This window comes from Pseudomonas sp. S3_C06, from assembly GCF_054667675.1.
Window position 1 is genome coordinate 1,353,618 of the sequence record NZ_CP162747.1, and the last position, 25,261, is coordinate 1,378,878.

Annotated in this window: 23 protein-coding genes; 14 read left to right on the top strand and 9 right to left on the bottom strand. The window is 60.2% G+C overall.

The window, feature by feature from the left end; genetic code table 11:
• Nucleotides 1–56 precede the first annotated feature (56 nt).
• Together AB4N44_RS05770 and AB4N44_RS05775 are read right to left on the bottom strand one after the other, a co-directional pair.
• On the bottom strand, nt 57–1,199 hold the full coding sequence (locus AB4N44_RS05770) for an HlyD family secretion protein (protein WP_460109777.1): 1,143 nt from the start codon (nt 1,197–1,199) through the stop codon (nt 57–59).
• A complete protein-coding gene (locus AB4N44_RS05775) occupies nt 1,196–2,851 on the bottom strand; it encodes an MFS transporter (protein WP_460109774.1) in 1,656 nt (551 codons plus the stop codon). The genes AB4N44_RS05770 and AB4N44_RS05775 overlap by 4 nt, the downstream gene beginning before the upstream one ends.
• Nucleotides 2,852–3,146: 295 nt before the next feature.
• Here AB4N44_RS05775 and AB4N44_RS05780 point away from each other — a divergent pair, with 295 nt between their 5' ends.
• The 6 genes from AB4N44_RS05780 to AB4N44_RS05805 all read left to right on the top strand — a co-directional run bounded on the left by AB4N44_RS05780 (nt 3,147) and on the right by AB4N44_RS05805 (nt 9,391).
• Nucleotides 3,147–4,442, top strand: a complete 1,296-nt coding sequence (locus AB4N44_RS05780; RefSeq protein ID WP_150811774.1) for an OprD family porin — start codon at nt 3,147–3,149, stop codon at nt 4,440–4,442.
• A 281-nt stretch (nt 4,443–4,723) separates the two neighbouring features.
• Nucleotides 4,724–5,548: an NAD-dependent epimerase/dehydratase family protein gene (locus AB4N44_RS05785; RefSeq protein WP_127928752.1), complete on the top strand. Its 825-nt coding sequence runs from the start codon at nt 4,724–4,726 to the stop codon at nt 5,546–5,548.
• Nucleotides 5,549–5,578: 30 nt separating this feature from the next.
• Nucleotides 5,579–6,472 carry an SMP-30/gluconolactonase/LRE family protein gene (locus AB4N44_RS05790; protein WP_127928754.1) on the top strand — a complete coding sequence of 298 codons (894 nt, stop codon included), beginning with the start codon at nt 5,579–5,581 and terminating at the stop codon, nt 6,470–6,472.
• A gap of 63 nt (nt 6,473–6,535) precedes the next feature.
• Entirely contained in the window at nt 6,536–7,507 is a 972-nt protein-coding gene (locus AB4N44_RS05795; protein ID WP_127928756.1) for a TRAP transporter substrate-binding protein, read from the top strand.
• 76 nt (nt 7,508–7,583) lie between these two features.
• A complete protein-coding gene (locus tag AB4N44_RS05800) occupies nt 7,584–8,111 on the top strand; it encodes a TRAP transporter small permease (RefSeq protein WP_038365548.1) in 528 nt (175 codons plus the stop codon).
• A complete protein-coding gene (locus tag AB4N44_RS05805; RefSeq protein ID WP_460109770.1) occupies nt 8,111–9,391 on the top strand; it encodes a TRAP transporter large permease in 1,281 nt (426 codons plus the stop codon). Before AB4N44_RS05800 ends, AB4N44_RS05805 begins: the two co-directional genes overlap by 1 nt.
• Before the next feature lie 49 nt (nt 9,392–9,440).
• On the opposite strand, the gene AB4N44_RS05810 is transcribed toward AB4N44_RS05805, so the two are convergent.
• The 3 genes from AB4N44_RS05810 to AB4N44_RS05820 form a co-directional block, all read right to left on the bottom strand.
• On the bottom strand, nt 9,441–10,241 hold the full coding sequence (locus tag AB4N44_RS05810) for a sulfite exporter TauE/SafE family protein (RefSeq protein WP_102899274.1): 801 nt from the start codon (nt 10,239–10,241) through the stop codon (nt 9,441–9,443).
• Nucleotides 10,242–10,250: 9 nt separating this feature from the next.
• Entirely contained in the window at nt 10,251–11,495 is a 1,245-nt protein-coding gene (locus tag AB4N44_RS05815) for an NAD(P)/FAD-dependent oxidoreductase (RefSeq protein ID WP_460109767.1), read from the bottom strand.
• A 169-nt stretch (nt 11,496–11,664) separates the two neighbouring features.
• Nucleotides 11,665–12,006: an ArsR/SmtB family transcription factor gene (locus tag AB4N44_RS05820; protein WP_460109764.1), complete on the bottom strand. Its 342-nt coding sequence runs from the start codon at nt 12,004–12,006 to the stop codon at nt 11,665–11,667.
• A gap of 91 nt (nt 12,007–12,097) precedes the next feature.
• On the opposite strand from AB4N44_RS05820, the gene AB4N44_RS05825 reads away from it, so the two are divergent.
• Nucleotides 12,098–12,961 carry an MBL fold metallo-hydrolase gene (locus tag AB4N44_RS05825; protein WP_460109762.1) on the top strand — a complete coding sequence of 288 codons (864 nt, stop codon included), beginning with the start codon at nt 12,098–12,100 and terminating at the stop codon, nt 12,959–12,961.
• Between the two features lie 125 nt (nt 12,962–13,086).
• Nucleotides 13,087–13,944: a tyrosinase family protein gene (locus tag AB4N44_RS05830; RefSeq protein ID WP_127928765.1), complete on the top strand. Its 858-nt coding sequence runs from the start codon at nt 13,087–13,089 to the stop codon at nt 13,942–13,944.
• 3 nt (nt 13,945–13,947) lie between these two features.
• Here AB4N44_RS05830 and bkdR read toward each other — a convergent pair whose 3' ends face one another.
• Entirely contained in the window at nt 13,948–14,436 is a 489-nt protein-coding gene (gene bkdR / locus AB4N44_RS05835; RefSeq protein ID WP_016985245.1) for a Bkd operon transcriptional regulator BkdR, read from the bottom strand.
• Nucleotides 14,437–14,621: 185 nt separating this feature from the next.
• Here bkdR and AB4N44_RS05840 point away from each other — a divergent pair, with 185 nt between their 5' ends.
• From AB4N44_RS05840 to AB4N44_RS05860, 5 genes are all read left to right on the top strand, one after another.
• Nucleotides 14,622–15,857: a 3-methyl-2-oxobutanoate dehydrogenase (2-methylpropanoyl-transferring) subunit alpha gene (locus AB4N44_RS05840; RefSeq protein WP_127928767.1), complete on the top strand. Its 1,236-nt coding sequence runs from the start codon at nt 14,622–14,624 to the stop codon at nt 15,855–15,857.
• 1 nt (nt 15,858) lies between these two features.
• Nucleotides 15,859–16,917: an alpha-ketoacid dehydrogenase subunit beta gene (locus AB4N44_RS05845; protein WP_003224000.1), complete on the top strand. Its 1,059-nt coding sequence runs from the start codon at nt 15,859–15,861 to the stop codon at nt 16,915–16,917.
• The gene (locus AB4N44_RS05850) at nt 16,918–18,189 is read left to right on the top strand and encodes a dihydrolipoamide acetyltransferase family protein (protein WP_150750815.1); all 1,272 of its coding nucleotides are present in this window, start codon (nt 16,918–16,920) and stop codon (nt 18,187–18,189) included.
• 7 nt (nt 18,190–18,196) lie between these two features.
• Nucleotides 18,197–19,570, top strand: coding sequence for a dihydrolipoyl dehydrogenase (gene lpdA / locus AB4N44_RS05855; protein ID WP_150776142.1), 1,374 nt, complete (start codon nt 18,197–18,199; stop codon nt 19,568–19,570).
• A gap of 214 nt (nt 19,571–19,784) precedes the next feature.
• Nucleotides 19,785–20,804, top strand: a complete 1,020-nt coding sequence (locus tag AB4N44_RS05860) for a branched-chain amino acid aminotransferase (RefSeq protein ID WP_007915073.1) — start codon at nt 19,785–19,787, stop codon at nt 20,802–20,804.
• A 249-nt stretch (nt 20,805–21,053) separates the two neighbouring features.
• On the opposite strand, the gene AB4N44_RS05865 is transcribed toward AB4N44_RS05860, so the two are convergent.
• The 3 genes from AB4N44_RS05865 to AB4N44_RS05875 form a co-directional block, all read right to left on the bottom strand.
• On the bottom strand, nt 21,054–21,887 hold the full coding sequence (locus tag AB4N44_RS05865; RefSeq protein ID WP_150650387.1) for a TIGR03915 family putative DNA repair protein: 834 nt from the start codon (nt 21,885–21,887) through the stop codon (nt 21,054–21,056).
• A complete protein-coding gene (locus tag AB4N44_RS05870; RefSeq protein ID WP_160040869.1) occupies nt 21,884–23,104 on the bottom strand; it encodes a putative DNA modification/repair radical SAM protein in 1,221 nt (406 codons plus the stop codon). Before AB4N44_RS05870 ends, AB4N44_RS05865 begins: the two co-directional genes overlap by 4 nt.
• A gap of 156 nt (nt 23,105–23,260) precedes the next feature.
• The gene (locus AB4N44_RS05875; RefSeq protein WP_460109759.1) at nt 23,261–24,013 is read right to left on the bottom strand and encodes an ArsR/SmtB family transcription factor; all 753 of its coding nucleotides are present in this window, start codon (nt 24,011–24,013) and stop codon (nt 23,261–23,263) included.
• Between the two features lie 79 nt (nt 24,014–24,092).
• Between AB4N44_RS05875 and AB4N44_RS05880 the strand changes: the two genes are divergently transcribed.
• A complete protein-coding gene (locus tag AB4N44_RS05880; RefSeq protein ID WP_460109757.1) occupies nt 24,093–25,196 on the top strand; it encodes a cytochrome P450 in 1,104 nt (367 codons plus the stop codon).
• Nucleotides 25,197–25,261 lie beyond the last annotated feature (65 nt).

Sequence of the window (25,261 nt, forward strand, 5' to 3'; positions counted from 1 at the left end):
GTGACTGATACGACGCTTTCGCGAGCAGGCTCGCTCCCACAAGGTTATGCATTGGGTCAGTGGGGTTGGGTGTCGCCTGCTGCGGTGTCAATGCTGACCACCACCGACATCCCCGGCCGCAACCGTTCCTCTTCCTGCTGATCCGCATCAATGGTGATTCGCACCGGCACCCGCTGAGCAATTTTCACAAAGTTGCCGGTCGCATTATCCGCCTGCAACAGCGCAAATTCAGACCCCGTCCCCGGCGAAATATGCTGCACATGCCCGGTGAATTTGCGGTGGTTCAAGGCATCGACAGTGAAGCGCACCGGTTGCCCGACCCGCACATTATCCATCTGGGTTTCCTTCATGTTGGCGATCACCCATTTCTGGTTCGGCACCAACGCCATCAACTGCGCCCCGGAGTTGACGTAGGCACCGAGGCGCACGCCGATCTGCCCGAGCTGACCATCACGCGGTGCAACGATGCGCGTATTCGACAAATCGATCCGCGCCAGTTGCACCGCTGCTTCGGCGCTGGCTACCGCCGCTTCCAGCGAGCCGCGATTGACGATCACCGTTTGCAGATCCTGACGGGCGATTTCCAGATTGGCCTTGGCCTGCGCCACCCCCGCAACACTTTGCGCATTCGCCGCCAGCGCTACATCCATCTCACGCTTGGACACCGAACCGTCGCGCACCAATTCCTGATTACGGCGCAGATCCGCTTCACTCTTGCGCAACTGCGCTTCGCTGTCAGCCTGTACGGCCTGACGCAATTTGATCGTCGCCTCGGCGCTGTTGCGTTGCTGCACCACATTGGCCAATGCAGCTTTCTGCACCGCCAGTTGCGCCAACGATTGATCGAGGCGTTGCTGATAGATGCGGTCGTCGAGGCGCACGAGCAAATCACCGGCCTTCACGTACTGGAAATCCTGCACCGGCACTTCATAGACATAACCGGCGAGTTGCGGGCCGATGATCGTCACCTGGCCACGAATCAGCGCGTTCTCCGTGGTTTCCACCGCACTGCTGAACGGCGGCAATTGCCAGGCATACAGCACGATCAACACACCGATGATGGCGATCGCGGCAAAGCCCAGCGAGGAAATAATCCGCACCCGCAGCGAGCGTGGCTCGGTATTCGGCGAGGACGGCGGCGCGACGCCTTCGGGCGTGGCGGCAATGGCATTGGTGGTTGTGGTGGTCGGTTCGGTCATGAAGTAGAAGCACCGCTAGGAGGTACGGAAGGCGCTGGGGCGACGGCTTTGGTGGTGCTCATCAGCCACAGCGCACGAATGGACAGCCAGATCATGGTCAGCACCGCAATCACGGCGATCAGCATGAACACATCGTTGTAGGCCAGCACGTTGGCCTCACGGGTGGCGGCGTTGGCCAGGCTGCGAATCCCCGCAAGGTTGCGCAGACTCGGGTCGGCCAACAGCGAACCGTACGCCGAGCCGCCGCTCTGCACGCGCGCAGCCACCAAAGGGTCAGACAGCGTCAGGTGCTCAACGATTTGACTGGAATGAAATTTTTCCCGGACGATCTGGAACGTGCCCAGAAGCGCCGCACCGAGCAGGCCGCCGAGGTTATTGCAGATCCCGAACAGCACGGAAAAACTCACCAGATTGCGCGGATTGGTCAGCACGTTGCGCGTGCCGAAGACCATGGTCGGGCCGAGGAAAAATGTGCTGCCGAACGCCAGCAGAAACTGACTGAAATAGAGATTTTCCGGGCGGGTCAGGTTGTTGGAAAAGCTGTCCATCACCGACCCGGTGGCCATCAGACCCAGCGAGATGATCAACGGCATCAGCAGGTGTTTGGGGTCGATCGTCAGTGCGCTGGTCACCAAACCCGCGACGCTGCCGATCAGCATCACCACATACAGGCTGTGCAACTGCTCGTAGCCCATGTTCAGGTTCTGCATGAAACCGACCGCACCGGTGGACTGCTCCGAGGTGACCATGCGAATCAGGGTCACCGCCAGCGCCAGCCGGATCATCGTCCCGCTGCCCAGCCAACGGGTCATCAGCAGCGGGTTGCTGCGGTTATGTTCGATCGCCAGGCCGGCGATGATCAAGGCAATCGAAGCAGCCAACGCATAGCCGATCCAGTCGGCCTCCAGCCACCAATCGATCCGCCCCAGCGACAACACCGCGCACAACAACGCCACACCCGTGGCGAGAATGGCGAAGGTAAGGAAGTCGAGTTTTTCGAAGGTTTTGAAACGGTCGCCCGGCGGCAATTTGAGCAGCAAAACGCAGCCGAGCGACAGTAACGCCATGCCCAATTCGAACAGGTACAAGCCGCGCCATTCGGCGATCTGCAGCAAGTCTTCGGAAAACAATCGCGCCAACGGCAGCGCCAGTTGTGACGTGCCGAGGCCGAGCACCAGCGCCTTCAGCCGCCACTTCGCCGGGAAGGCCTGGACCATGTAATACAGGCCCAGCGAGCTGAGCGCCGCGCCGACCATGCCGTGCGCCGCCCGCACCGCCACCGCCGAATTGAGGTCATTGACGAACAGATGGCCGAAGGTCACCAGCGCATACAACACCAGGAACACTTCGGTGAACGCGCGCAAACCGAATTGCTGGCGAAACTTCACCAGCAGCAGGTTCATCGACACGTTGGTCATCACGTACGCCGCCGGCAGCCAGGCCATTTCGGCGGTGGTCGCGCCGAGTGCACCTTGCAGATAAGGCAGGTTGGCCACCACCAGCGAGTTGCCCAAGCCACCGGTCACCGCCACCAGCACGCCCACCAGCGCATAGGCCAGGCGCTTGGGGTTGGAGTGCAACGGCGTCGAGGGGGAACCGGGCAGACTGGGCTTTTCGTGGGGCTGCCAGTTGCGCGGGGCGTATTGATCCATTGCAAGGCCTTGTACGGAGAGTGGGTGAAGTTTGCCGCAAATTCACGGTTAAAACACTTTCCCCCTTGTGGGAGCGAGTCTGCTCGCGAAAGCGGTGTGTCAGTCGACAACGTTGTCGGGTGAAAATCCGTATTCGCGAGCAGGCTCGCTCCCACAAGGGGTCTGCGTGGTGACAGATAGTCATCGCACAACTTGCTGTTGACATTCCCGTAAAACCTAGGAAATATCCGCACCCATGTTGTACGACGACGTATAACAAATAATAAAAACAACAAACGAAACAGGGAGCGTCACAGTGAGCACACTCGTCTGCAGTTCCGTCCGCCCTTCCCGTCTTTCCGTCACCCGCCCGCGTACCGCTTTAAGTCTGATCGGCTGCAGCAGCCTCGCCCTCGCCTTGCCGATGAGCGCCGAAGCCGAAGGTTTTCTCGACGACAGCAAAGCCACGCTGAACCTGCGCAACGCCTACTTCAACCGCAACTTCGTCAACCCGGCCAACCCGCAGGGCAAGGCTGAGGAGTGGACGCAGAACTTCATCCTCGACGCCAAATCCGGTTTCACTCAGGGCACCGTCGGTTTCGGCCTCGATCTGCTGGGGATGTATTCGCAAAAGCTCGATGGCGGCAAAGGCACCGGCGGTACGCAACTGCTGCCGATCCACGATGACGGGCGCCCGGCGGACAATTTCGGCCGGCTCGGTGTGGCGCTGAAGGCCAAGGTATCGAAGACTGAACTGAAGGTCGGCGAATGGATGCCGGTGCTGCCGATCCTGCGTTCCGATGATGGCCGCTCACTGCCGCAGACCTTTCGCGGCGGCCAGATCACCTCCACCGAAATCAATGGCTTGACCGTCTACGGCGGCCAGTTCCGTGGCAACAGCCCGCGCAACGACGCGAGCATGGAAGACATGTCAATGAACGGCCGTGGCGCGTTCACTTCCGATCGCTTCAACTTCGGCGGCGGCGAGTACAGCTTCAACGACAAGCGCACGCAGGTTGGTGTCTGGTACGCCGAACTCACGGACATCTACCAGCAGCAGTATTTCAACCTCAGCCACAGCCAGCCTGTGGGCGACTGGACGCTGGGCGCCAACCTCGGTTTCTTCACCGGCAAGGAAGACGGCAGCGCCCAGGCTGGCGACCTCGACAACAAGACTGCGTTCGCTCTGCTTTCGGCCAAATACGGCGGCAACACGTTCTATGTCGGCCTGCAAAAACTCAGCGGCGACGACGCGTGGATGCGGGTCAATGGCACCAGCGGCGGCACCCTCGCCAACGACAGTTACAACGCCAGTTATGACAACGCCAAGGAACGTTCCTGGCAGTTGCGCCATGACTACAACTTCGTCGTACTCGGCGTTCCCGGTCTGACCCTGATGAACCGCTACATCAGCGGCGACAACGTGCACACCGCCACCACCAATGACGGCAAGGAATGGGGCCGCGAGTCGGAACTGGCCTACACCGTGCAAAGCGGGCCACTGAAAAATCTCAACGTGAAATGGCGCAACGCGACGATACGCCGGGACTTCAGCACCAACGAATTTGATGAAAACCGGATCTTTATCAGTTATCCGATTTCGTTGTTGTAAAGCCAGGCGCCACACCGAGTTTCCCTGTGGGAGCGAGCCTGCTCGCGAAGGCGGCGTGTCAGTCGACATCAATTCTAAATGACACACCGCTTTCGCGAGCAGGCTCGCTCCCACAGGGGATTGCATTGCAAATACGGAACTGTGGTGATTGAAAAGAGGCCAGGCCTTCCGTCATCTACACCAAAAGTCGCGTTGACAAGTTCCGGAAACCATACCGATACTTCAGCGCAGTCATACGACAACCTACAACAAACCTAATAACAATCGTGTAAGGGATTGCCATGACATCTACCTCCACTCCCCGCGCCCCGTTCAACCGTCTGCTGCTGACCGGCGCCGCCGGTGGTCTGGGCAAAGTTCTGCGCGAACGGATGCGCCCTTATGCCCATGTCCTGCGCCTGTCAGACATCGCCGCCCTCGCCCCGGCCGTCGATGACCGCGAAGAAATCGTCCTCTGCGATCTGGCCGACAAACACGCCGTGCATCAACTGGTCGAAGGCGTCGATGCGATCCTGCATTTCGGCGGCGTCTCCGTCGAGCGGCCCTTCGAAGAAATTCTCGGCGCCAACATCTGCGGCGTGTTTCACATCTACGAAGCCGCGCGCCGGCATGGTGTGAAGCGAGTGATCTTCGCCAGCTCCAACCACGTCATCGGCTTTTACAAACAGGACGAACCGCTCGACGCCAGCTCCGCACGGCGCCCCGACGGCTACTACGGACTGTCCAAGTCATACGGCGAAGACATGGCCAGTTTCTACTTCGATCGCTACGGCATCGAGACCGTCAGCATCCGCATCGGCTCCTCGTTCCCCGAGCCGCAAAACCGTCGAATGATGCACACCTGGCTGAGCTTCGACGACCTCACGCAATTGCTCGAACGCGCGCTGTACACGCCGAATGTCGGCCACACCGTGGTCTACGGCATGTCCGCCAACAAAGAAGTCTGGTGGGACAACCGCTTCGCCAGCCACCTCGGGTTCGAAGCGAAGGACAGCTCCGAAGTGTTCCGCGAAAAGGTCGAAGCGCAGCCAATGCCGGCCGCCGATGACCCGGCGCGGATCTATCAGGGCGGCGCGTTTGTCGCGGCCGGACCGTTCGGCGACTGATCACCCTGACAACGACGCAAAGGAATGAGTATGCAAGCCGAATTGATCGTCGATGCCCGCAACGCCGTGGGCGAAAGCCCGGTCTGGGTGGCAGAGGAAAACGCGCTGTACTGGGTGGATATTCCCAACGGCGGCCTGCAACGCTGGAGCGCTGACACGGGCCATGTGCATGCCTGGAAAACCCCGGAAATGCTCGCCTGCATCGCCCGCCACAGCCGTGGCGGCTGGGTCGCTGGCATGGAAAGCGGTTTCTTTCATCTGCACCCGCACAGCGACGGCAGCCTCGACAGTGAGCGACTTGCCAGCGTCGAGCACGGCCGCAAAGACATGCGCCTAAACGATGGTCGTTGTGATCGCCAGGGCCGCTTCTGGGCCGGCAGCATGGTGCTGAACATGGGCCTGAGTGCGCCCGAAGGCCGGCTCTACCGCCACGGTGCCGGGCAGTCTGGCGTGATCGAAGCGCAACTCGACGGTTTCATCGTGCCCAACGGCCTCGGTTTCAGCCCCGACGGCAAGACGATGTACCTGTCCGATTCGCACCCCGATGTGCAACTGATCTGGGCGTTCGATTACGACACCGAGACCGGCACACCGTCGAACCGCCGGGTCTTCGTCGACATGAACCATTTTCCCGGACGTCCCGACGGTGCTGCCGTGGACGCCGAAGGTTTCTACTGGATCTGCGCCAACGACGCCGGCCTCATTCACCGTTTCGCGCCGGACGGCCGACTCGACTTCTCACTGGCCGTGCCGGTGAAAAAACCGACCATGTGCGCCTTCGGTGGAACCCGGATGGACACCTTGTTCGTCACCTCGATTCGTCCCGGCGACGACCACGACTCGCAATCCCTGGCCGGCGGCGTGTTCGCCCTGAATCCCAACGTCAAAGGCCTGCCGGAACCGCTGTTCGACGATTCGCTGTAACACCTGCCTCTGCTGCACCGCTGCGCCTTGAACACAACAATAACAAGACTGGAGACTCACCCCATGAACTTCAAACGCACCTTGCTGGCCGCTGCACTCCCGCTGATGTTTAGCTTCACTGGCGCCGCTCAGGCACTGCAACTCAAATTCGCTGACATTCACCCCGCCGGTTACCCAACCGTGGTGGCCGAAGAAAACATGGGCAAGACCCTGACCAAGGAGACCAACGGCGAACTGACCTTCCAATACTTCCCCGGCGGTGTGCTGGGCTCCGAAAAGGAAGTCATCGAGCAGATGCAAGTCGGCGCCGTACAGTTGTCTCGCGTCAGCCTGGGTATCGTCGGCCCCGTGGTCCCGGACGTGAACGTGTTCAACATGCCGTTCATTTTCCGCGACCATCAACACATGCGTAACGTCATCGACGGCGCAGTGGGCGACGAGATCCTCGACAAAATCACCCATTCAGAATTCGGCCTGGTGGCCCTGGCCTGGATGGACGGCGGCACGCGCAATGTCTACACCAAGAAACCGGTACGCAAGCTCGAAGACCTCAAGGGTATGAAAATCCGCGTGCAAGGCAACCCGATGTTCATCGACATGATGAACGCCATGGGCGGCAACGGCATCGCGATGGACACCGGTGAAATTTTCAGTGCCCTGCAGACCGGCGTGATCGACGGCGCGGAAAACAACCCGCCAACCCTGCTCGAACACAACCACTTCCAGAATGCGAAGTACTACAGCCTCACGGGTCACCTGATCCTGCCAGAACCGATCGTGATGTCGAAAATCACCTGGGAAAAACTGACGCCGGATCAACAGGCGCTGGTCAAGACAGCCGCCAAGGCTGCCCAGGCCGAAGAGCGCGTGCTGTGGGACAAGAAGTCCGCTGCCAGTGAAGAAAAACTCAAGGCCGCCGGCGTCGAGTTCATCGAGGTCGACAAAAAACCCTTCTACGACGCCACCGCACCGGTACGGGAAAAGTACGGCGCGAAGTATGCCGACCTGATCAAGAAAATCGAAGCCGTTCAGTAACGCCTCCCGCTCCGTCCTCATGAACAAGGCCCGGTGCGCCCGATGAATGCGGCGCGCCCGGTTACGGTGGAACCCGATGAAGAATCTACTGCTGCGTATCAACGACAAGATCTACATGACGTGCATCTGGGTCGCCGGCCTTTCCGTCCTGGCGATTTCCCTGATGATTCCCTGGGGCGTGTTCGCCCGCTACGTCCTGGGCACCGGTTCGAGCTGGCCCGAGCCCACGGCGATCCTGCTGATGATGGTGTTTACCTTCATCGGCGCCGCCGCCAGTTACCGCGCCGGCGCGCACATGGCCGTGGCCATGCTCACCGATCGCATGCCTCCACAACTGAGATCTGCAGCGGCGATATTTTCACAACTGCTCATGGCGGCGATCTGCATCTTCATGACGATCTGGGGCGCCAAACTGTGCATGTCCACTTGGAATCAGTTCATGGCTGCTCTGCCCGATCTGCGCGTTGGCGTGACCTACTTGCCCATTCCCGTGGGCGGCTTGCTGACGCTGATTTTCGTGCTGGAAAAACTCTTGCTCGGTGACCAGAGCAAACGGCGCGTCGTGCAGTTCGACCTGGTTGAAGAAAGTGAAGGTGCCGCTTAATGGACGCTCTGATACTGCTGGGCAGTTTTATCGCTTTGATCCTGATCGGCATGCCGGTCGCCTACGCGCTCGGCGCGGCCGCGCTGATCGGTGCATGGTGGATCGACATTCCGTTCCAGGCGGTGATGATTCAGGTCGCTTCGGGGGTGAACATATTCTCGCTGCTGGCCATTCCGTTCTTCGTGCTGGCCGGTGCGATCATGGCCGAGGGCGGCATGTCGCGTCGATTGGTGGCGTGTGCCGGGGTGCTGGTGGGGTTTGTCCGCGGTGGCCTGTCACTGGTCAACATTGTCGCCTCGACCTTTTTCGGCGCGATCTCCGGTTCGTCGGTGGCCGACACCGCGTCGGTGGGTTCGGTGCTGATTCCGGAAATGGAACGCAAGGGCTATCCACGGGACTTCTCCACCGCCGTGACTGTCAGCGGTTCGGTGCAAGCCCTGCTGACCCCGCCCAGCCATAACTCGGTGCTCTACTCCCTGGCCGCCGGTGGCACGGTTTCGATTGCCTCGCTGTTCATGGCGGGCATCGTGCCGGGCTTGCTGATGAGTGCCTGCCTGATGGTGCTGTGTCTGATTTTCGCGAGAAAACGCGATTATCCCAAGGGTGAAGTGATCCCGATGCGCCAGGCGTTGAAAATCGTCGGCGAAGCCCTCTGGGGCCTGATGGCGATGGTGATCATCCTCGGCGGCATCCTGTCCGGCATTTTCACCGCGACCGAATCGGCGGCCATCGCCGTGCTCTGGTCGTTCTTCGTGACCATGTTCATCTACCGCGACTACAAGTGGAGCGAACTGCCGAAACTGATGCACCGTACGGTGCGGACGATTTCGATCGTGATGATCCTGATCGGTTTCGCGGCGAGCTTCGGCTACATCATGACCCTGATGCAGATTCCGGCGAAGATCACCACGGCATTTCTGACCCTGTCGGACAACCGCTACGTGATCCTGATGTGCATCAACGTCATGCTGCTGTTGCTCGGCACGGTGATGGACATGGCGCCGCTGATCCTGATCCTGACGCCGATCCTGATGCCGGTGATTCTCGGCATCGGCGTGGATCCAGTGCAGTTTGGCATGATCATGCTGGTGAACCTTGGGATCGGATTGATAACGCCGCCGGTGGGTGCGGTGCTGTTTGTCGGTTCGGCGGTAGGCAAGGTCAGTATCGAGAGCACTGTGAAAGCGCTGCTGCCGTTCTATGCCGTGCTGTTCCTGGTGTTGATGTTGGTGACTTACGTGCCGGCACTTTCGCTGTGGTTGCCGCACTTGGTGTTGTAAGCCGATAGAAAGATCGCAGCCCTTGATGGGCTGCGATTTCTTCAGAACCTCACGCCCGCAACAACATATACCCCGCCACCACCAGACAGACACTGGCAAACCCCACCTGCAACGCCCGCGCCGGCACCCGCGCGCAGAGCTTGCGACCGATGATCATGCCGACAATGCTGGCGACAATAAACGCCGCGCCCTGCCCGTCAATCCGCACACCGGCGTGAAACGAACCGATCACGCCAATCGCCGAAATCAGGCTGATCACCATCAACGACGTGGCGACAATCCCGCGCATCTGCACATCGGTCAGTTGCTTGAACGCCGGTACGATCAAAAACCCGCCGCCGACCCCGAGCAATCCGGACACCACGCCGGTAATTGCGCCCAGCGCCGCCAACGTAGCGGTGCATTTGGCGGTCCAGTCAAAGCGCCCGGTTTCTTCATTGAGCATGCAATTCTTCTGGCCCCAGCTAGCGTGACCGTGATCGCTCGGCCCCTCCTGCTGGCGCTCGCGGCGCAGCATGCGCCAGGCCACCATGACCATCAGCAGGCTGAACAGAACCATCAGGATTTTCTCCGACAACTGGTGCGCGAAGTAAATGCCCAACGGCGAAAACACCGCCCCCAAAGCGGCAATCAACAACGCCGCGCGATAGCGCACCAGGCCATGACGCAAACCGTCGATAGCCCCGACCGCCGCCGCACTGCCGACCGCAAACAACGCCACCGGCGCTGCCTGCGTCATCGTCCAGCCCAACCCGAGCACCAGCGCCGGCACCGCAAGAATGCCGCCGCCGGCCCCGGTCAAGCCGAGAACCAAACCCATCACCACACCAAACAGACTTGCCAGTAACATAGGGTTTTCTCAGCCGACCGTGGACAGACGTGTCAGCCACTCGCGGCCCTTGAGCATGCCGTTCCAGTAGAACCATGGCAGCAGCGACGCCTTGAGAAACCACGCCGAACGCCGCGCCACCGTCGGGTCCAGTGGAAAAGTCGGCAGCAACTTCCCGGCATAACCGAACTCGGCGAGAATCACCTTGCCCTTCTCCACCGTCAGCGGGCAGGAACCATAACCGTCGTACTTCAGCGGCAGCGGTTGCTGCTTGCGCAGGGCCAGCAAGTTTTCCGCGACCACCACGACTTGCTTGCGCACCGCCGCGGCGGTTTTCGCGTTACTGGTGCCGCAGATATCACCGAGTGCGAACACCTCGGGAAAGCGCGGATGCTGCAGGCTGTGCGGGTTGACCTCGCACCAGCCGGCAGCGTCGGCCAACGGGCTCTGGGCAATGAAATCCGGCGCAACCTGCGGCGGCACGACGTGGAGCAGATCGAAGCTTTTCGCCTCGCGGGTGACATTGCCGTCAGCGTCCTTGATCTCGAACCACGCGGTTTTCGCCGGGCCGTCAACCTTGACCAGATTCGAATTGAACGCCAACTGTGCGTTGTACTTTTCGATGTACTTCATCAACGGCGGGACGAACGTCGCCACGCCAAACAGTGCAGCGCCGGCCAGATTGAATTCGACCTTGATGTTGTTCAGCACGGCGGTTTTAAGCCAGTGATCGCAGGACAGATACAACGCCTTTTGCGGTGCGCCGGCGCATTTGATCGGCATCGCCGGTTGAGTGAACAGCGCTTTGCCGCCACGCAGTTTCTGCACCTGATCCCAGGTGTACTGTGCGTGCTGGTAGCTGTAATTGGAGGTGACGCCGTGCTGGCCGAGGCTTTCCTGCAGGCCTTCGATCTTCTCCCAGGCCAGACGCAGGCCGGGGCAGACAATCAGGTTTTGATAGCTGACCGTACGTTGATCGTTGAGGGTGAGTTGGCGCTTGTCCGGGTCGATTGCGGTGACTGCCGCTTGCAGCCAATTCGCTTGCTTGGGCAAGACCTTGTTCATCGGCCGTGCGGTGTCTTTGACGTCGTAGGCGCCACCGCCGACCAGCGTCCACGCCGGTTGGTAGTAATGCTGGGCGCTGGGTTCGATCACGGTAACTTTCAGCGCAGGATCACGCTTGAGCAGGCTGGCGACGAAACCGATACCGGCCGTACCGCCGCCGATGACCACGATGTCCGCACTGATGGATGGGCCCCAGTGTTGATCGTTCATTGCTTGTTCCTTTTGCTGCACGCAAGGATTGTTCGAGCCAGCACACAAATCCCAATGTGGGAGCGAGCCTGCTCGCGAAGGCGGCGTGTCAGTCGATGCAACAATTGCCTGACCTAACGCTTTCGCGAGCAGGCTCGCTCCCACATTGAACCAGTGTCATGGCTGGCATTTATTGATGGCCCAGACTTTTCAGCACGGCTCCGCAATACAATCCGGAGAGGGTTTTCATGACCTGAATGACTTCCGGACTGGCAAGGCCGTAAAAAATGTACTTGCCTTCACGACGGGTCGCGACCAGCCCTTCATCGCGCAGGATGCCCAGTTGCTGGGACAGCGTCGGCTGGCGCACACCGGTCATTTTTTCCAGTTCGCCGACATTGCGTTCGCCCTGGGTCAGTTGACACAGGATCAACAGCCGATCCTCATTGGCCATGGCCTTGAGCAAGGCGCAGGCCTTGTAGGCCGAGGCACGGAGTTGGGCAACTTCACATTCGGTCAGACTGGATTGCATTTGCACGATGCCTTCAAGGTCACTTAAGCTGCGAACATTATGTTTTTAGATAAAGTGTTGCAACCCATTTCCCTTGTTCAGGTTGGTGTCCATGCCCGCGCAGATTGAAGCTTTCCTCGACCCCGCCTCTTCGACCTACAGCTATGTGGTCTATGAAGCCGATGGCGGGCAGTGCGCGGTCGTCGATCCGGTGCTCGATTACGACGGCGCCGCCGGACGCACCTGCACCGCCCAAGCCGACAAGATCATTGCCTTCGTTCGCGCGCACAACCTGCAGGTGCAGTGGCTGCTGGAAACCCACGCCCACGCCGATCACCTGTCCGCCGCGCCTTACCTGCGCCGGGAACTGGGTGGCAAAATCGCCATCGGTGAATCGATCAGCAAAGTGCAGAACGTGTTCAAGACGCTGTTCAATCTGGAGCCGGAGTTTTGCGTCGACGGCTCGCAGTTCGATCACCTGTTCGCGCCGAACGAGTCGTTCCGTATCGGCAACCTCAAGGCCACCGCTCTGCACGTCCCCGGCCACACCCCGGCGGACATGGCTTATTTGATCGATGGCGAGCAGATTCTGGTCGGTGACACGCTGTTCATGCCCGATGTCGGCACGGCGCGCTGCGACTTTCCCGGCGGCAATGCCCATCAGCTGTTTGCCTCGATCCACAAACTGCTGGCCTTCCCCGCCAGCGTGAAACTCTACGTTTGCCACGACTATCCACCCGAGAGTCGCGCCTCGCAGTGCCAGACCACGGTCGGCGAAGAACGTAAAAGCAATATTCATGTGCATGACGGGATTGATGAGGCAGCGTTTGTCGAAATGCGCACCAAGCGAGATGCCGGGCTGGGTATGCCGACGCTGTTGCTGCCGGCGATTCAGGTGAATGTCCGGGCCGGACATCTGCCACCAGCGGAGGACAACGGTGTGGTTTACCTGAAGATTCCGCTCAATTCCCTATAGGAAAAAACCGCTCGACCGGCCACCGGATTATTTTTCCTACGAACGCTGTCGAGGGTGATGAACTGGTGAAAATCCTGTAAGCGAGCAGACTCCATTGGGCAAACATTCAATGGAGTTTTCGCAATATGGATATTCGTCGTAATCACCGTGACATGACACCGCAACAGAAATCCGCATTCATCGATGCCATCCTGAGGCTGAAGAACAACGTCGACAGCGTCCTGCGACCCGGGCAGCAATGCCGCTATGATGATTTCGTCCAGATCCACAAGAATTCGATGGGCGGGGCCAGTCCGCTGGTACCCAATCCACATCGAAGCCCCTTGTTCTATCCGTGGCATCGCATTCTGATCCGCCAGTTCGAACTGGCCCTGCAGTCCGCCGCCAGTGATCCGACCATCACCCTGCCTTACTGGAACTGGCAACTGACCGGGGCCGACAACCCCTTCACCTCGCACTTCATGGGTTCGAACGGTGACAACCTGCAAGACCAGCGTGTCACCAGCGGCCCGTTTTCCAGGGAACAATCGCAATTCGATGTAAGGGTCTGGGACGAAGGCCTGGGCAACACGGGCATTCGTCGAAATCTCGGGGCAATCGGCGCACTGCCCAGCGCAGAGACAGTCATATCGACGCTCAACAGGGCGCCTTACTGGATGAATGGGAGTGGCTGGGAAAACGTCTCGGAAATCGAATTGCACAATCCGGTGCATGCGTGGATAGGCGGCAGCATGGGGGAAGCTTCCTCACCCAATGATCCAATATTCTTCCTGCACCACTGCTACCTCGACTTGTTGTGGGAACGCTGGAAACACCAGCATCCTGGCACTCCCGGCTTTACCAATGAGGCCGGCTCGACAGACATGAATGAAACCGTCCTGATCTTTCACCCCGCCAACGAACTGGCGCCCTGGGAGCAAACCTTTACCGTCCAGCAAACCCTCTTCACCACAGAGCTCGATTACCGCTATGAGTACATCTGACGTTCAACTGCCCAGCGTCAAACCGTTAGCGGGTAATGGCAGCGCGGTCTTGTAGCGCACCTGCTTGAGCGCAAAACTTGACCGGATATTCGCCACACCCGGCACTTTGGTCAGGAAGTCCATCATGAAGCGTTCGAGCGACTGAATGGTCGGCACCAGGACCCGGATGAGGTAATCCGGGTCTCCGGCCATGAGGTAGCACTCCATCACCTCCGGGCGATCGGAAATGGCTTCCTCGAAATGCTGCAGCGCTTCCTCGACCTGCTTTTCCAGGCTGACGTGAATAAACACGTTCACGTGCAGCCCCAGCAGATCGGCATCCAGCAGCGTGACCTGCTCGCGAATCAGCCCCAATTCTTCCATGGCCTTGACCCGGTTGAAGCACGGCGTCGGCGACAGGTTCACCGAGCGCGCGAGGTCGGCGTTGGTGATGCGCGCGTTCTCCTGAAGGCTGTTGAGAATGCCGATGTCGGTACGGTCCAGTTTGCGCATGAGACAAAACCACCTGTTTTTTATGTTTATGCAGAATTTCTATCTGCAAATCGTCTCCAGTGCAACGAAACAGAGATAAATATTCTTCTTGCCCGGGCCTATGATTGTTGTAGGACAAGATTTCTTCTACCGAAGAATGACTGCCAGCTCACTACAAGAAATTCACAAGATCGAGCGTAGAAGCCATGACCCAAGCGTATGAACCGCTGCGTCTGCACGTCCCTGAACCCTCGGGCCGTCCAGGCTGCAAAACCGATTTTTCCTACCTGCATCTGACCGATGCCGGTACGGTGCGCAAACCTTCCATCGACGTCGAACCTGCCGACACCGCCGACCTGGCTCGTGGGCTGATTCGCGTGCTCGACGATCAGGGCAACGCCCTCGGCCCATGGGCTGAGAACGTGCCGGTCGAGATCCTGCGAAAAGGCATGCGCGCCATGCTCAAGACGCGGATCTACGACAACCGCATGGTGGTCGCCCAGCGTCAGAAAAAAATGTCGTTCTACATGCAGAGCCTTGGCGAAGAAGCCATCGGCAGTGCTCAGGCCCTAGCCTTGAACATCGACGACATGTGCTTCCCGACCTACCGCCAGCAAAGCATCCTGATGGCCCGCGATGTGCCGCTGGTCGACCTGATCTGCCAACTGCTGTCCAACGAGCGCGATCCGCTCAAGGGCCGGCAGTTGCCGATCATGTACTCGGTCAAGGATGCCGGTTTCTTCACCATTTCCGGCAACCTCGCCACCCAGTTCATTCAGGGCGTGGGCTGGGGCATGGCCTCGGCGATCAAGGGCGACACCAAAATCGCCTCGGCGTGGATCGGTGACGGTGCTACCGCCGAATCGGACTTCCACACCGCCCTCACCTTCGCCCACGTATATCGTGCGCCGGTGATCCTCAACGTGGTCAACAACCAATGGGCGATTTCGACCTTCCAGGCCATCGCCGGTGGTGAAGCCACTACTTTCGCCGGACGCGGCGTCGGTTGCGGCATCGCCTCGCTGCGCGTGGATGGCAACGACTTCTACGCGGTGTATGCGGCATCTGCCTGGGCTGCCGAACGCGCCCGCCGCAACCTCGGCCCGACCATGATCGAATGGGTCACCTACCGTGCCGGCCCGCACTCGACCTCCGATGATCCGTCGAAATATCGTCCGGCCGATGACTGGAGCCACTTCCCGCTCGGCGACCCGATTGCCCGTCTCAAACAGCACCTGATCAAGGTCGGCCACTGGTCGGAAGAAGAGCACACCGCTGTCAGCGCCGAGCTCGAAGCCGAAGTGATTGCCGCGCAGAAACAGGCCGAACAGTACGGCACCCTCGCCGGCGGCCAGATTCCAAGCGCCGCGACCATGTTCGAAGACGTCTACAAAGAGATGCCGGAGCACTTGAAGCGCCAGCGTCAGCAGTTGGGGATCTGACATGAACGATCACAACAACAATATTCAGTTGGAAACCGCCATGACCACGACCACCATGACCATGATCCAGGCCCTGCGCTCGGCCATGGATGTGATGCTTGAGCGTGATGACAATGTCGTCGTGTTCGGTCAGGACGTCGGCTACTTCGGCGGCGTATTCCGTTGCACCGAAGGCCTGCAGACCAAGTACGGCACCTCCCGCGTATTCGACGCACCGATCTCGGAAAGCGGCATCGTCGGCGTGGCCGTCGGCATGGGCGCGTACGGTCTGCGTCCGGTCGCCGAGATCCAGTTCGCCGACTACGTCTACCCGGCGTCCGACCAAATCATTTCCGAAGCGGCGCGCCTGCGTTATCGCTCGGCTGGCGAGTTCACCGCACCGATGACCCTGCGCATGCCATGCGGCGGCGGCATCTATGGCGGTCAGACCCACAGCCAGAGCATCGAGGCGATGTTCACTCAGGTGTGCGGCTTGCGCACCGTGATGCCGTCCAACCCATATGACGCCAAAGGCCTGCTGATCGCCTCCATCGAGAACGATGACCCGGTGATCTTCCTTGAGCCGAAACGCCTGTACAACGGCCCGTTCGACGGTCACCACGACCGCCCGGTGACCCCGTGGTCGAAACACCCGCAAGCCCAGGTGCCGGACGGTTACTACACCGTGCCGCTGGACGTTGCTGCGATCACTCGTCCGGGCAAGGACGTGACCGTGCTGACTTACGGCACCACCGTGTACGTGTCGCAAGTCGCTGCCGAAGAAAGCGGCGTTGACGCTGAAGTCATCGACCTGCGCAGCCTGTGGCCGCTGGACCTGGAAACCATCGTCAAATCGGTGAAGAAAACCGGCCGTTGCGTGGTGGTTCACGAAGCCACCCGCACCTGCGGTTTCGGCGCCGAGCTGGTGTCGCTGGTGCAAGAGCATTGCTTCCATCACCTGGAAGCGCCGATCGAACGCGTCACCGGTTGGGACACCCCCTACCCGCACGCGCAGGAGTGGGCGTATTTCCCAGGGCCGTCCCGAGTGGGCGCGGCGTTGAAACGGGTCATGGAGGTCTGAATGGGCACGCACGTTATCAAGATGCCGGACATCGGCGAAGGCATCGCAGAAGTAGAACTGTCGCAATGGCACGTCAAGGTTGGCGATCTGGTGGTTGAAGATCAGGTGCTGGCGGACGTGATGACCGACAAGGCGATGGTCGATATTCCCTCGCCGGTACACGGCAAGGTGATTGCCCTCGGCGGTCAGCCGGGTGAAGTGATGGCGGTTGGCAGTGTGCTGATCAGCATTGAGGTTGAAGGTGCTGGCAACCTCAAGGAATCGGCGGCTCCTGCTCCGGTAAAAGAAGCACCTGCGGCGCCGAAGGTTGAAGCAGTCGTTGAGAGTAAACCTGCTCCAGCCGCCCCGCGCCCTGCTGCGGTTTGCCAAGGCCCGATGGTTGCCCGCGAAGCAGACGAACGTCCGCTCGCCTCGCCGGCCGTGCGCAAACATGCGCTGGATCTGGGTATTCAGTTGCGTCTGGTGCGCGGTTCCGGCCCGGCCGGTCGTGTGCTGCACGAAGACCTTGAATCCTACTTGGCGCAAGGTCAGTCGAACGCCTCGGCGCCGGCGGCCGCTGCTTACGCACAGCGTAATGACGAAGAACAGATTCAAGTGATCGGCATGCGCCGCAAGATCGCCCAGCGCATGCAGGACGCTACCCAGCGTGCCGCACACTTCAGCTATGTCGAAGAAATCGATGTCACCGCAATCGAAGAACTGCGCGCGCACCTGAATGAAAAACACGGCGCCAGCCGTGGCAAGTTGACCTTGCTGCCATTCCTCGTCCGCGCGCTGGTCGTTGCTCTGCGCGACTTCCCGCAGATGAACGCCCGTTACGACGATGAAGCGCAGGTCATCACCCGCCTCGGTGCGGTGCATGTCGGCGTCGCCACGCAAAGCGATGTTGGCCTGATGGTGCCGGTGGTGCGTCACGCCGAGGCGCGCAGCCTGTGGGACAGCGCCGCCGAGATCTCGCGTCTGGCCAACGCCGCACGCAATGGCAAGGCCAGCCGCGATGAGCTGTCCGGCTCGACCATCACCCTGACCAGCCTCGGTGCACTGGGCGGCATCGTCAGCACGCCAGTGCTGAATCTGCCGGAAGTGGCCATCGTCGGCGTGAACAAAATCGTCGAACGGCCAATGGTCGTCAAAGGCCAGGTGGTGATTCGCAAGATGATGAACCTTTCCAGCTCCTTCGATCACCGCGTGGTCGACGGCATGGACGCGGCACTCTTCATCCAGGCCATTCGCGGCTTGATCGAACAACCTGCCACTTTGTTTGTGGAGTAAGGCGCGCATGCAATCTCTGAACACTACGCTGCTGATCATCGGCGGCGGCCCCGGCGGTTATGTGACGGCGATCCGCGCCGGCCAACTGGGCATCTCGACGATTCTGGTCGAAGGCCAATCGCTGGGCGGCACCTGCCTGAACATCGGCTGCATCCCGTCGAAAGCGCTGATCCATGTGGCCGAGCAGTTTCACCAGACGCAGCATCACAGCCAGCATTCGGCGCTGGGCATCAGCGTTGCCGCGCCGACGCTCGATATCACCAAAAGCGTCGAATGGAAGGACGGCATCGTTGATCGCCTGACCACCGGCGTTGCCGCATTGCTGAAGAAGAACAAGGTTCAGGTCATCAATGGCTGGGCCAAAGTCATCGACGGCAAGACTGTTGATGTCGGCGACACGCGCATCCAGTGCGAGCACCTGGTACTCGCTACCGGTTCGACCAGCGTCAATCTGCCGATTCTGCCGATTGGCGGGCCGATCATCTCCTCCACCGAAGCGCTGGCACCGACATCCGTGCCGAAACGTCTGGTGGTGGTTGGCGGTGGTTACATCGGTCTGGAACTGGGCATTGCTTATCGCAAGCTTGGCGCTGAAGTCAGCGTGGTCGAGGCGCAGGATCGCATCCTGCCAGCCTACGACGCGGAACTGACGCAACCGGTACATGACGCACTGAAGCAACTGGGCGTGAAGCTGTACCTCAAGCACAGCGTGCTGGGTTTCGATGGCACGTTGCAGGTGCGCGATCCGGAAGGCGAAACCCTGAATCTGGAAACCGATCAGGTGCTGGTCGCCGTCGGTCGCAAACCGAATACCCAGGGCTGGAACCTTGAAGCGCTGAATCTGGATATGAACGGCTCGGCAATCAAGATCGACAGCCGCTGCCAGACCAGCATGCGCAATGTCTACGCGATTGGCGATCTGAGCGGCGAGCCGATGCTGGCCCACCGCGCCATGGCTCAAGGCGAAATGGTTGCCGAGTTGATCAGCGGCAAAACCCGCGAATTCAACCCGACAGCGATTGCTGCGGTGTGCTTCACCGACCCGGAACTGGTGGTGGTCGGCAAGACCCCGGACGAGGCCAAGGCTGCGGGGCTGGACTGCATCGTTTCGAGTTTCCCGTTCGCCGCCAATGGACGGGCGATGACGCTGGAATCGAAAAGCGGCTTCGTGCGCGTGGTCGCGCGTCGGGATAACCATGTGATTGTCGGCTGGCAAGCGGTGGGCGTGGGGGTTTCCGAGTTGTCGACAGCGTTTGCGCAAAGCCTGGAAATGGGCGCGCGGCTGGAAGACATCGGAGGCACCATTCATGCGCATCCGACACTGGGTGAAGCGGTGCAGGAAGCGGCGTTGCGTGCCCTCGGGCATGCGTTGCACCTGTAGGCCCCTTCGCGAGCAGGCTCGCTCCCACATTTGGAATGCGTTTCCCTGTGGGAGCGAGCCTGCTCGCGAATTCTTGAGGTCAACACGAACTATCTGTCTGTCATCCGATAGTCCGGGCTGCGAAACCGCTCAAGAATGAAGTATTGTTGTGCCCATCCAAAAAACGTCAGAAGCCTTGAACCGTTTCGGCGGTTGTTCAGTGATAGAGGGTGTCATGGGTAACGAAAGCATCAATTGGGACAAGCTGGGTTTTGACTACATCAAGACCGACAAGCGCTATCTGTCGTACTTTCGCGATGGCGAGTGGGACAAAGGCACCCTGACCGAAGATAACGTGCTGCACATCAGCGAAGGCTCGACTGCCCTTCACTATGGCCAGCAGTGCTTCGAAGGCATGAAGGCCTATCGTTGCAAGGACGGCTCGATCAACCTGTTCCGCCCGGACCAGAACGCCCTGCGCATGCAGCGCAGCTGTGCGCGTCTGCTGATGCCGACAGTCGACACCGAGCAGTTCATCGAAGCGTGCAAAGCCGTGGTTCGCGCCAACGAGCGCTTCATTCCGCCTTACGGCACTGGCGGCGCGCTGTACCTGCGCCCGTTCGTGATCGGCGTGGGTGACAACATCGGCGTGCGCACTGCACCCGAGTTCATCTTCTCGATCTTCTGCATCCCGGTCGGCGCCTACTTCAAGGGCGGCCTGACCCCGCACAACTTCCAGATCTCCAGCTACGACCGCGCGGCCCCACAAGGCACCGGCGCAGCCAAGGTCGGCGGCAACTACGCGGCCAGCCTGATGCCGGGCTCGAAAGCCAAGAAAGCCAACTTCGCTGACGCGATCTACCTGGACCCGATGACCCACACCAAGATCGAAGAAGTCGGTTCGGCCAACTTCTTCGGGATCACCCACGACAACAAGTTCATCACCCCGAACTCGCCGTCCGTGCTGCCAGGCATCACCCGCCTGTCGCTGATCGAACTGGCCAAGACCCGTCTGGGCCTGGAAGTGGTTGAAGGCGACGTGCTGATCGACAAACTGTCGGACTTCAAGGAAGCCGGTGCTTGCGGTACGGCTGCGGTGATCACCCCGATCGGCGGTATCAGCTACAACGATCATCTGCATGTGTTCCACAGCGAGACCGAAGTGGGTCCTGTGACCCAGAAGCTCTACAAAGAGCTGACTGGCGTGCAGACCGGCGACATCGAAGCGCCAGCGGGCTGGATCGTCAAGGTTTGATCTGACGCCTGCTGATGTAGAAAAGCCCTCCACCGAGTGATTGGTGGGGGGCTTTTTTATGGCGCTTGGCGCAGTATTTGTGGCGTGCTTGAGGTTCTTTCCCCCTCACCCCAGCCCTCTCCCCCAGGGGGGCGAGGGGGAAAGGGGGCCGATCTTTGTGCCGTTCAAAACCTGAGTTCGACGTGATTGTTCAGGTCGATGGATCAAGTCCGAACACCTCGGTCAGTCCCCTCTCCCTCTGGGAGAGGGTTAGGGTGAGGGGCTTTTCAGCGTTATCCGTTTACCAAGTCGCTCAGCAATCCCGCTCGCCTGCCCATTCTGCTGCTTACCCATCCGCGCCTGCGTAATCAATCCGGGAATCAACTCCCCCTCCGGCAAGTTCTTCCAGAACCGCGCCGGCAAATGCCCCTGCATGACCTTCTCGTTCAACCGCGCTGGATTAAAGATGTGGCTGTAATAAGTCAGCCACAGATCCCCATGAGGATCGTCGACATTCTGCGCCAACTGCTGCCATTCCAGCGGGCATTGACGCTGATGGATCAGTTGCTCGCCATCGTAATAAACCCCGTCGCGCGGCGTGGCGATCAACCAGCGATGACGGCCCATTCGCCCGATGAAATGCTCACTGGCGCTGTGCAAAATGTCATGGGCCGGTTCATGCCAAGCCACATATTGCGGACCCGCGCTGGATGAAGGGCGTTCGATGAAGCGCACAAACGCATGCAGATGATGGGCTTCGCGATTGACTTGTTTGATCCGTCGCTGCAGTTCACTGCCGAGTTTGTCCCCGGCCATCATCGCCGTGCGATCGCCATGGCTAACGCGCCACAACACTTCATACAACAGGCTCCAGCGTTGATCGCCGCGATAGCGCGAGGCTTGCTCAAGTGTGTCGAGCAACGCTCGCGGAATGCGCGCCTGAAACGGCCCCTGCCCCTCAGGTACCGGCTCATCATTGGCAAACAGATCACCGACACCCTCCGAGGCCCAGCTCACCAGACTCGGGTCGACTTCATGGCTCAGCAACCAGCGCGCCTGCTGGCGCCAAGTATCGAACAGATCATCGCAATCGAGATTGATCATCCCCACAGCCCCATCTGCTGCGGCATCGGCCGGTCACGCAATTGCTGATAGAGCAAATGGCTGGTGACCTCGGCCTGCTGCGGGTGGTAGTCGCTGGTGATGATGAACGGCTTGGCCTTGGCCAGCACACAGCGCATACGCGCGACGTCTTCGTAGCGGATTCGCCGCTGGCGGCGTAGCTCGACCAGACGTTCAGTGGTGCGCAGGCCGATACCGGGAATACGCGCGATCAGAGACGCTTCGGCACGGTTCAGATCCAGCGGGAACACTTCACGATTCTGCAACGCCCAAGCCAGTTTCGGGTCGATGTCCAACGCCAGATTGCCCGGGCCCTTGAGCAACTCATCGGCGCTGTAGCCGTAGCTGCGCAAGAGAAAATCGGCCTGATACAAACGGTGTTCACGCATCAGCGGCGGCGCAGCGAGAGGCACGCTTTTCGGGCTGTCGGGGATCGGGCTGAAGGCCGAATAGTAGACCCGGCGCAGACGGAAGTTGCCGTACAAGGCCTGAGCGCTGTGGAGGATGGTGCTGTCATCGGTGTCGTCGGCGCCGACAATCAACTGCGTGCTCTGCCCGGCCGGGGCGAACTTCGCCGAGCGCGGTTCGTTCAAAACCGTCTGCACGCCGGTGTAGATGGTGTTCATCGCCTGTTTGATCGAGGTGATGTCCTTTTCCGGCGCCAGCACTTGCAGGCTGGCATCGGTCGGCAATTCGATGTTGACGCTCAGGCGATCCGCATAACGCCCCGCCTCTTCGATCAATGCCGGATCGGCTTCGGGAATGGTCTTGAGATGGATGTACCCGCGAAACTCATGCTCTTCGCGAAGCAGCTTCGCCACCCGCACCAGTTGCTCCATGGTGTAGTCCGCCGAACGAATGATCCCCGAACTGAGGAACAATCCGCTGACGCAGTTACGCCGGTAGAAATCCATGGTCAGCGCCACGACTTCTTCGGGGGTGAAACGGGCACGCGGAACATCGCTGGAGCGGCGATTGACGCAGTACTGGCAATCGTAAAGGCAGAAATTGGTCAGCAGAATCTTCAACAACGACACGCAGCGCCCGTCCGGCGTGTAGCTGTGGCAGATGCCCATGCCATCGGTCGAACCCAGCCCGCTCTTGCCCTCGGAGCTGCGCTTGGGCGCACCGCTGCTCGCGCAGGAGGCGTCGTACTTGGCGGCGTCGGCGAGGATGCTCAGCTTGTCGATGATTTGCATGGCGCGGGCCCTATACTGTTTGCATATACAGTATAGAGTCGACTGCGGTGACACAAGGAGGCAAATGCGCCCCTCGTCGGTCAGAAGCTGAAAATCAAAAGATCGCAGCCTTCGGCAGCGCCTACAGGAGTCGCGTACACCCAATAAATCTCAGCCCTACCCAATCCATGTAGGAGCTGCCGAAGGCTGCGATCCTTTGATCTTGTGGTTTTCAATCGGCAACTCAACACCAAACCGCGCACCGATCTCCTTGCGCCCCAGCGCCGTCAACGCCAACGCCCGACTGTCCAGATCCTGGGTCACCCACTTGCGCTTCAACGCGGTCTGCAACAGCGCCGCCCCCAGCGAACCCCCGAGATGCGGCCGGCGCATGCTCCAGTCCAGGCACGGGCAGGCAAATTTGCGGCGCAGGGTCGTCAAATCCTCCACCTCGATGCCCAGACCGAGAAACAACGCCTCGCCCGTGTCACTCAGGCGATACGCCTGCTCGTCGATTTGCACCAGCCAACCACCTGCGATCAAACGGTCATGCAGCAACACCGCCAGCGTCCCGGCCATGTGGTCGTAGCAAGTGCGGGCGAATTGCAGGCGATCCGGCGTATGCGCCTTGAACGTCGGCGCGGCGTTCTGGCCGATCACCATCAACGCTTCCAGCGCCTGCGCCACCCGCTGATCGGCGAGGCTGTAATAGCGATGGCGGCCCTGCACATGCAGGCGCACCAATGCCAGATCCTTGAGTTTCGCCAGGTGCACACTGGCGGTGGAGGCGCTGACCTCAGCGATCGTCGCCAGCTCCGTGCTGGTGCGGGCGTGGCCGTCCATCAGCGAACAGAGGATTTTGGTTCGCGCCGGTTCGGCGATGGCGGCGGCCACCTGCGATACACCGATGTCTTGATGTTCTGCGTGCATAGTTCGCTCCCGGACGAATCGTCGTCGTTGCGCAGTGGAGATAGTAGCAACACTTTCCCTGCCGACAAGGATGCAAACCATGAACCCGATCAGCGCCACAACGCATGCCGATCCTTATCCCTACTACGCCGAACTGCGCGCAGCAGGTGGACTGACGTTTCATCCGGATCTGAAACTGTGGGTCGCCAGCAGCGCCCGTGCGGTGTGTGCGGTGTTGGCCCACGCCGATTGCCGGGTGCGTCCGGCGCAGGAGCCCGTGCCCAAAGCGATTGCCGGCAGGATGGCCGGCAAAGTCTTTGGCCAGCTGATGCGGATGAATGACGGCGAACGCCAGCGCTGTCCGCGTTCGGCCATCGAGCCTGAGCTGGCAGCGCTGGACCTTGAGACGATCAATGCTTTGGTCGCCGCACGGCTGATCACAGCGGACGCCGACGGTGTGTACAAGGCAATGTTTCGTGGCCCGGTGTGCGTGGTCGCGGCGCTTTTGGGATTCACGCCGGCGCAGGCGCGGGTAGTCAGCGAGCTGACGGCGGACTTCGTCGCTTGCCTGTCACCGTTGAGCGATGACCTGCAATTGGCCGCAGCGGATGCAGCGGCCGAACAACTGCGCGGCTACTTCATCGAATTACTCGCCGAGCCTGCCAGCAATTTGTTGAGAGCCATCCAGCAGCGTTTTGCCGGCGATGGAGAAACCCTGATCGCCAACCTGATCGGCCTCTGTTCGCAGACGTTCGAAGCCTGCGCTGGGCTGATCGGCAACACGCTGTTGGCGTTACGTCGTCAGCCGGCGTTGCGCGGCGAATCCATCGAAGCACTGCTTGGCGAAGTCCAGCGCTTCGACCCGTCCGTGCAGAACACCCGACGCTTTGTCGCCGCGCCCTGCGAGATTGCTGGTGTGCGGGTCGAAGCAGGTGATGTGATTCTGGTTTTACTGGCCTCCGCCAATCGTGATCCGGCGCTTAACGCACAGCCTGAGCAGTTTCTGGTGCAGCGCGAGAACCGCCGCAGTTTCAGTTTCGGCAGTGGTCGGCACGAGTGTCCGGGGCAAGCGTTGGCGATGAGTATTGCCGGGGCGACGGTGCGGGAAGTACTCAAAAACGGCACCGATCTGAATCGCCTGAACTGGCACTACAAGCCTTCGCTCAATGGGCGCATTCCAATATTTAGCGATGTCGGCGCCTGAAACTCCGCATTCGCGAGCAGGCTCGCTCCCACATTAGCTATCGGTGATCACAATAGTGTGCACAC

Coding starts and splice junctions, on each gene's coding strand:
- AB4N44_RS05860 (WP_007915073.1), top strand. CDS start 19,785: ATGGGTAACGAAAGCATCAATTGGGACAAGCTGGGTTTTGACTACATC.
- AB4N44_RS05770 (WP_460109777.1), bottom strand. CDS start 1,199: ATGACCGAACCGACCACCACAACCACCAATGCCATTGCCGCCACGCCC.
- lpdA (WP_150776142.1), top strand. CDS start 18,197: ATGCAATCTCTGAACACTACGCTGCTGATCATCGGCGGCGGCCCCGGC.
- AB4N44_RS05875 (WP_460109759.1), bottom strand. CDS start 24,013: ATGCACGCAGAACATCAAGACATCGGTGTATCGCAGGTGGCCGCCGCC.
- AB4N44_RS05800 (WP_038365548.1), top strand. CDS start 7,584: ATGAAGAATCTACTGCTGCGTATCAACGACAAGATCTACATGACGTGC.
- AB4N44_RS05815 (WP_460109767.1), bottom strand. CDS start 11,495: ATGAACGATCAACACTGGGGCCCATCCATCAGTGCGGACATCGTGGTC.
- AB4N44_RS05790 (WP_127928754.1), top strand. CDS start 5,579: ATGCAAGCCGAATTGATCGTCGATGCCCGCAACGCCGTGGGCGAAAGC.
- AB4N44_RS05785 (WP_127928752.1), top strand. CDS start 4,724: ATGACATCTACCTCCACTCCCCGCGCCCCGTTCAACCGTCTGCTGCTG.
- AB4N44_RS05825 (WP_460109762.1), top strand. CDS start 12,098: ATGCCCGCGCAGATTGAAGCTTTCCTCGACCCCGCCTCTTCGACCTAC.
- AB4N44_RS05795 (WP_127928756.1), top strand. CDS start 6,536: ATGAACTTCAAACGCACCTTGCTGGCCGCTGCACTCCCGCTGATGTTT.
- AB4N44_RS05805 (WP_460109770.1), top strand. CDS start 8,111: ATGGACGCTCTGATACTGCTGGGCAGTTTTATCGCTTTGATCCTGATC.
- AB4N44_RS05870 (WP_160040869.1), bottom strand. CDS start 23,104: ATGCAAATCATCGACAAGCTGAGCATCCTCGCCGACGCCGCCAAGTAC.
- bkdR (WP_016985245.1), bottom strand. CDS start 14,436: ATGCGCAAACTGGACCGTACCGACATCGGCATTCTCAACAGCCTTCAG.
- AB4N44_RS05880 (WP_460109757.1), top strand. CDS start 24,093: ATGAACCCGATCAGCGCCACAACGCATGCCGATCCTTATCCCTACTAC.
- AB4N44_RS05865 (WP_150650387.1), bottom strand. CDS start 21,887: ATGATCAATCTCGATTGCGATGATCTGTTCGATACTTGGCGCCAGCAG.
- AB4N44_RS05840 (WP_127928767.1), top strand. CDS start 14,622: ATGACCCAAGCGTATGAACCGCTGCGTCTGCACGTCCCTGAACCCTCG.
- AB4N44_RS05845 (WP_003224000.1), top strand. CDS start 15,859: ATGAACGATCACAACAACAATATTCAGTTGGAAACCGCCATGACCACG.
- AB4N44_RS05830 (WP_127928765.1), top strand. CDS start 13,087: ATGGATATTCGTCGTAATCACCGTGACATGACACCGCAACAGAAATCC.
- AB4N44_RS05775 (WP_460109774.1), bottom strand. CDS start 2,851: ATGGATCAATACGCCCCGCGCAACTGGCAGCCCCACGAAAAGCCCAGT.
- AB4N44_RS05820 (WP_460109764.1), bottom strand. CDS start 12,006: ATGCAATCCAGTCTGACCGAATGTGAAGTTGCCCAACTCCGTGCCTCG.
- AB4N44_RS05850 (WP_150750815.1), top strand. CDS start 16,918: ATGGGCACGCACGTTATCAAGATGCCGGACATCGGCGAAGGCATCGCA.
- AB4N44_RS05810 (WP_102899274.1), bottom strand. CDS start 10,241: ATGTTACTGGCAAGTCTGTTTGGTGTGGTGATGGGTTTGGTTCTCGGC.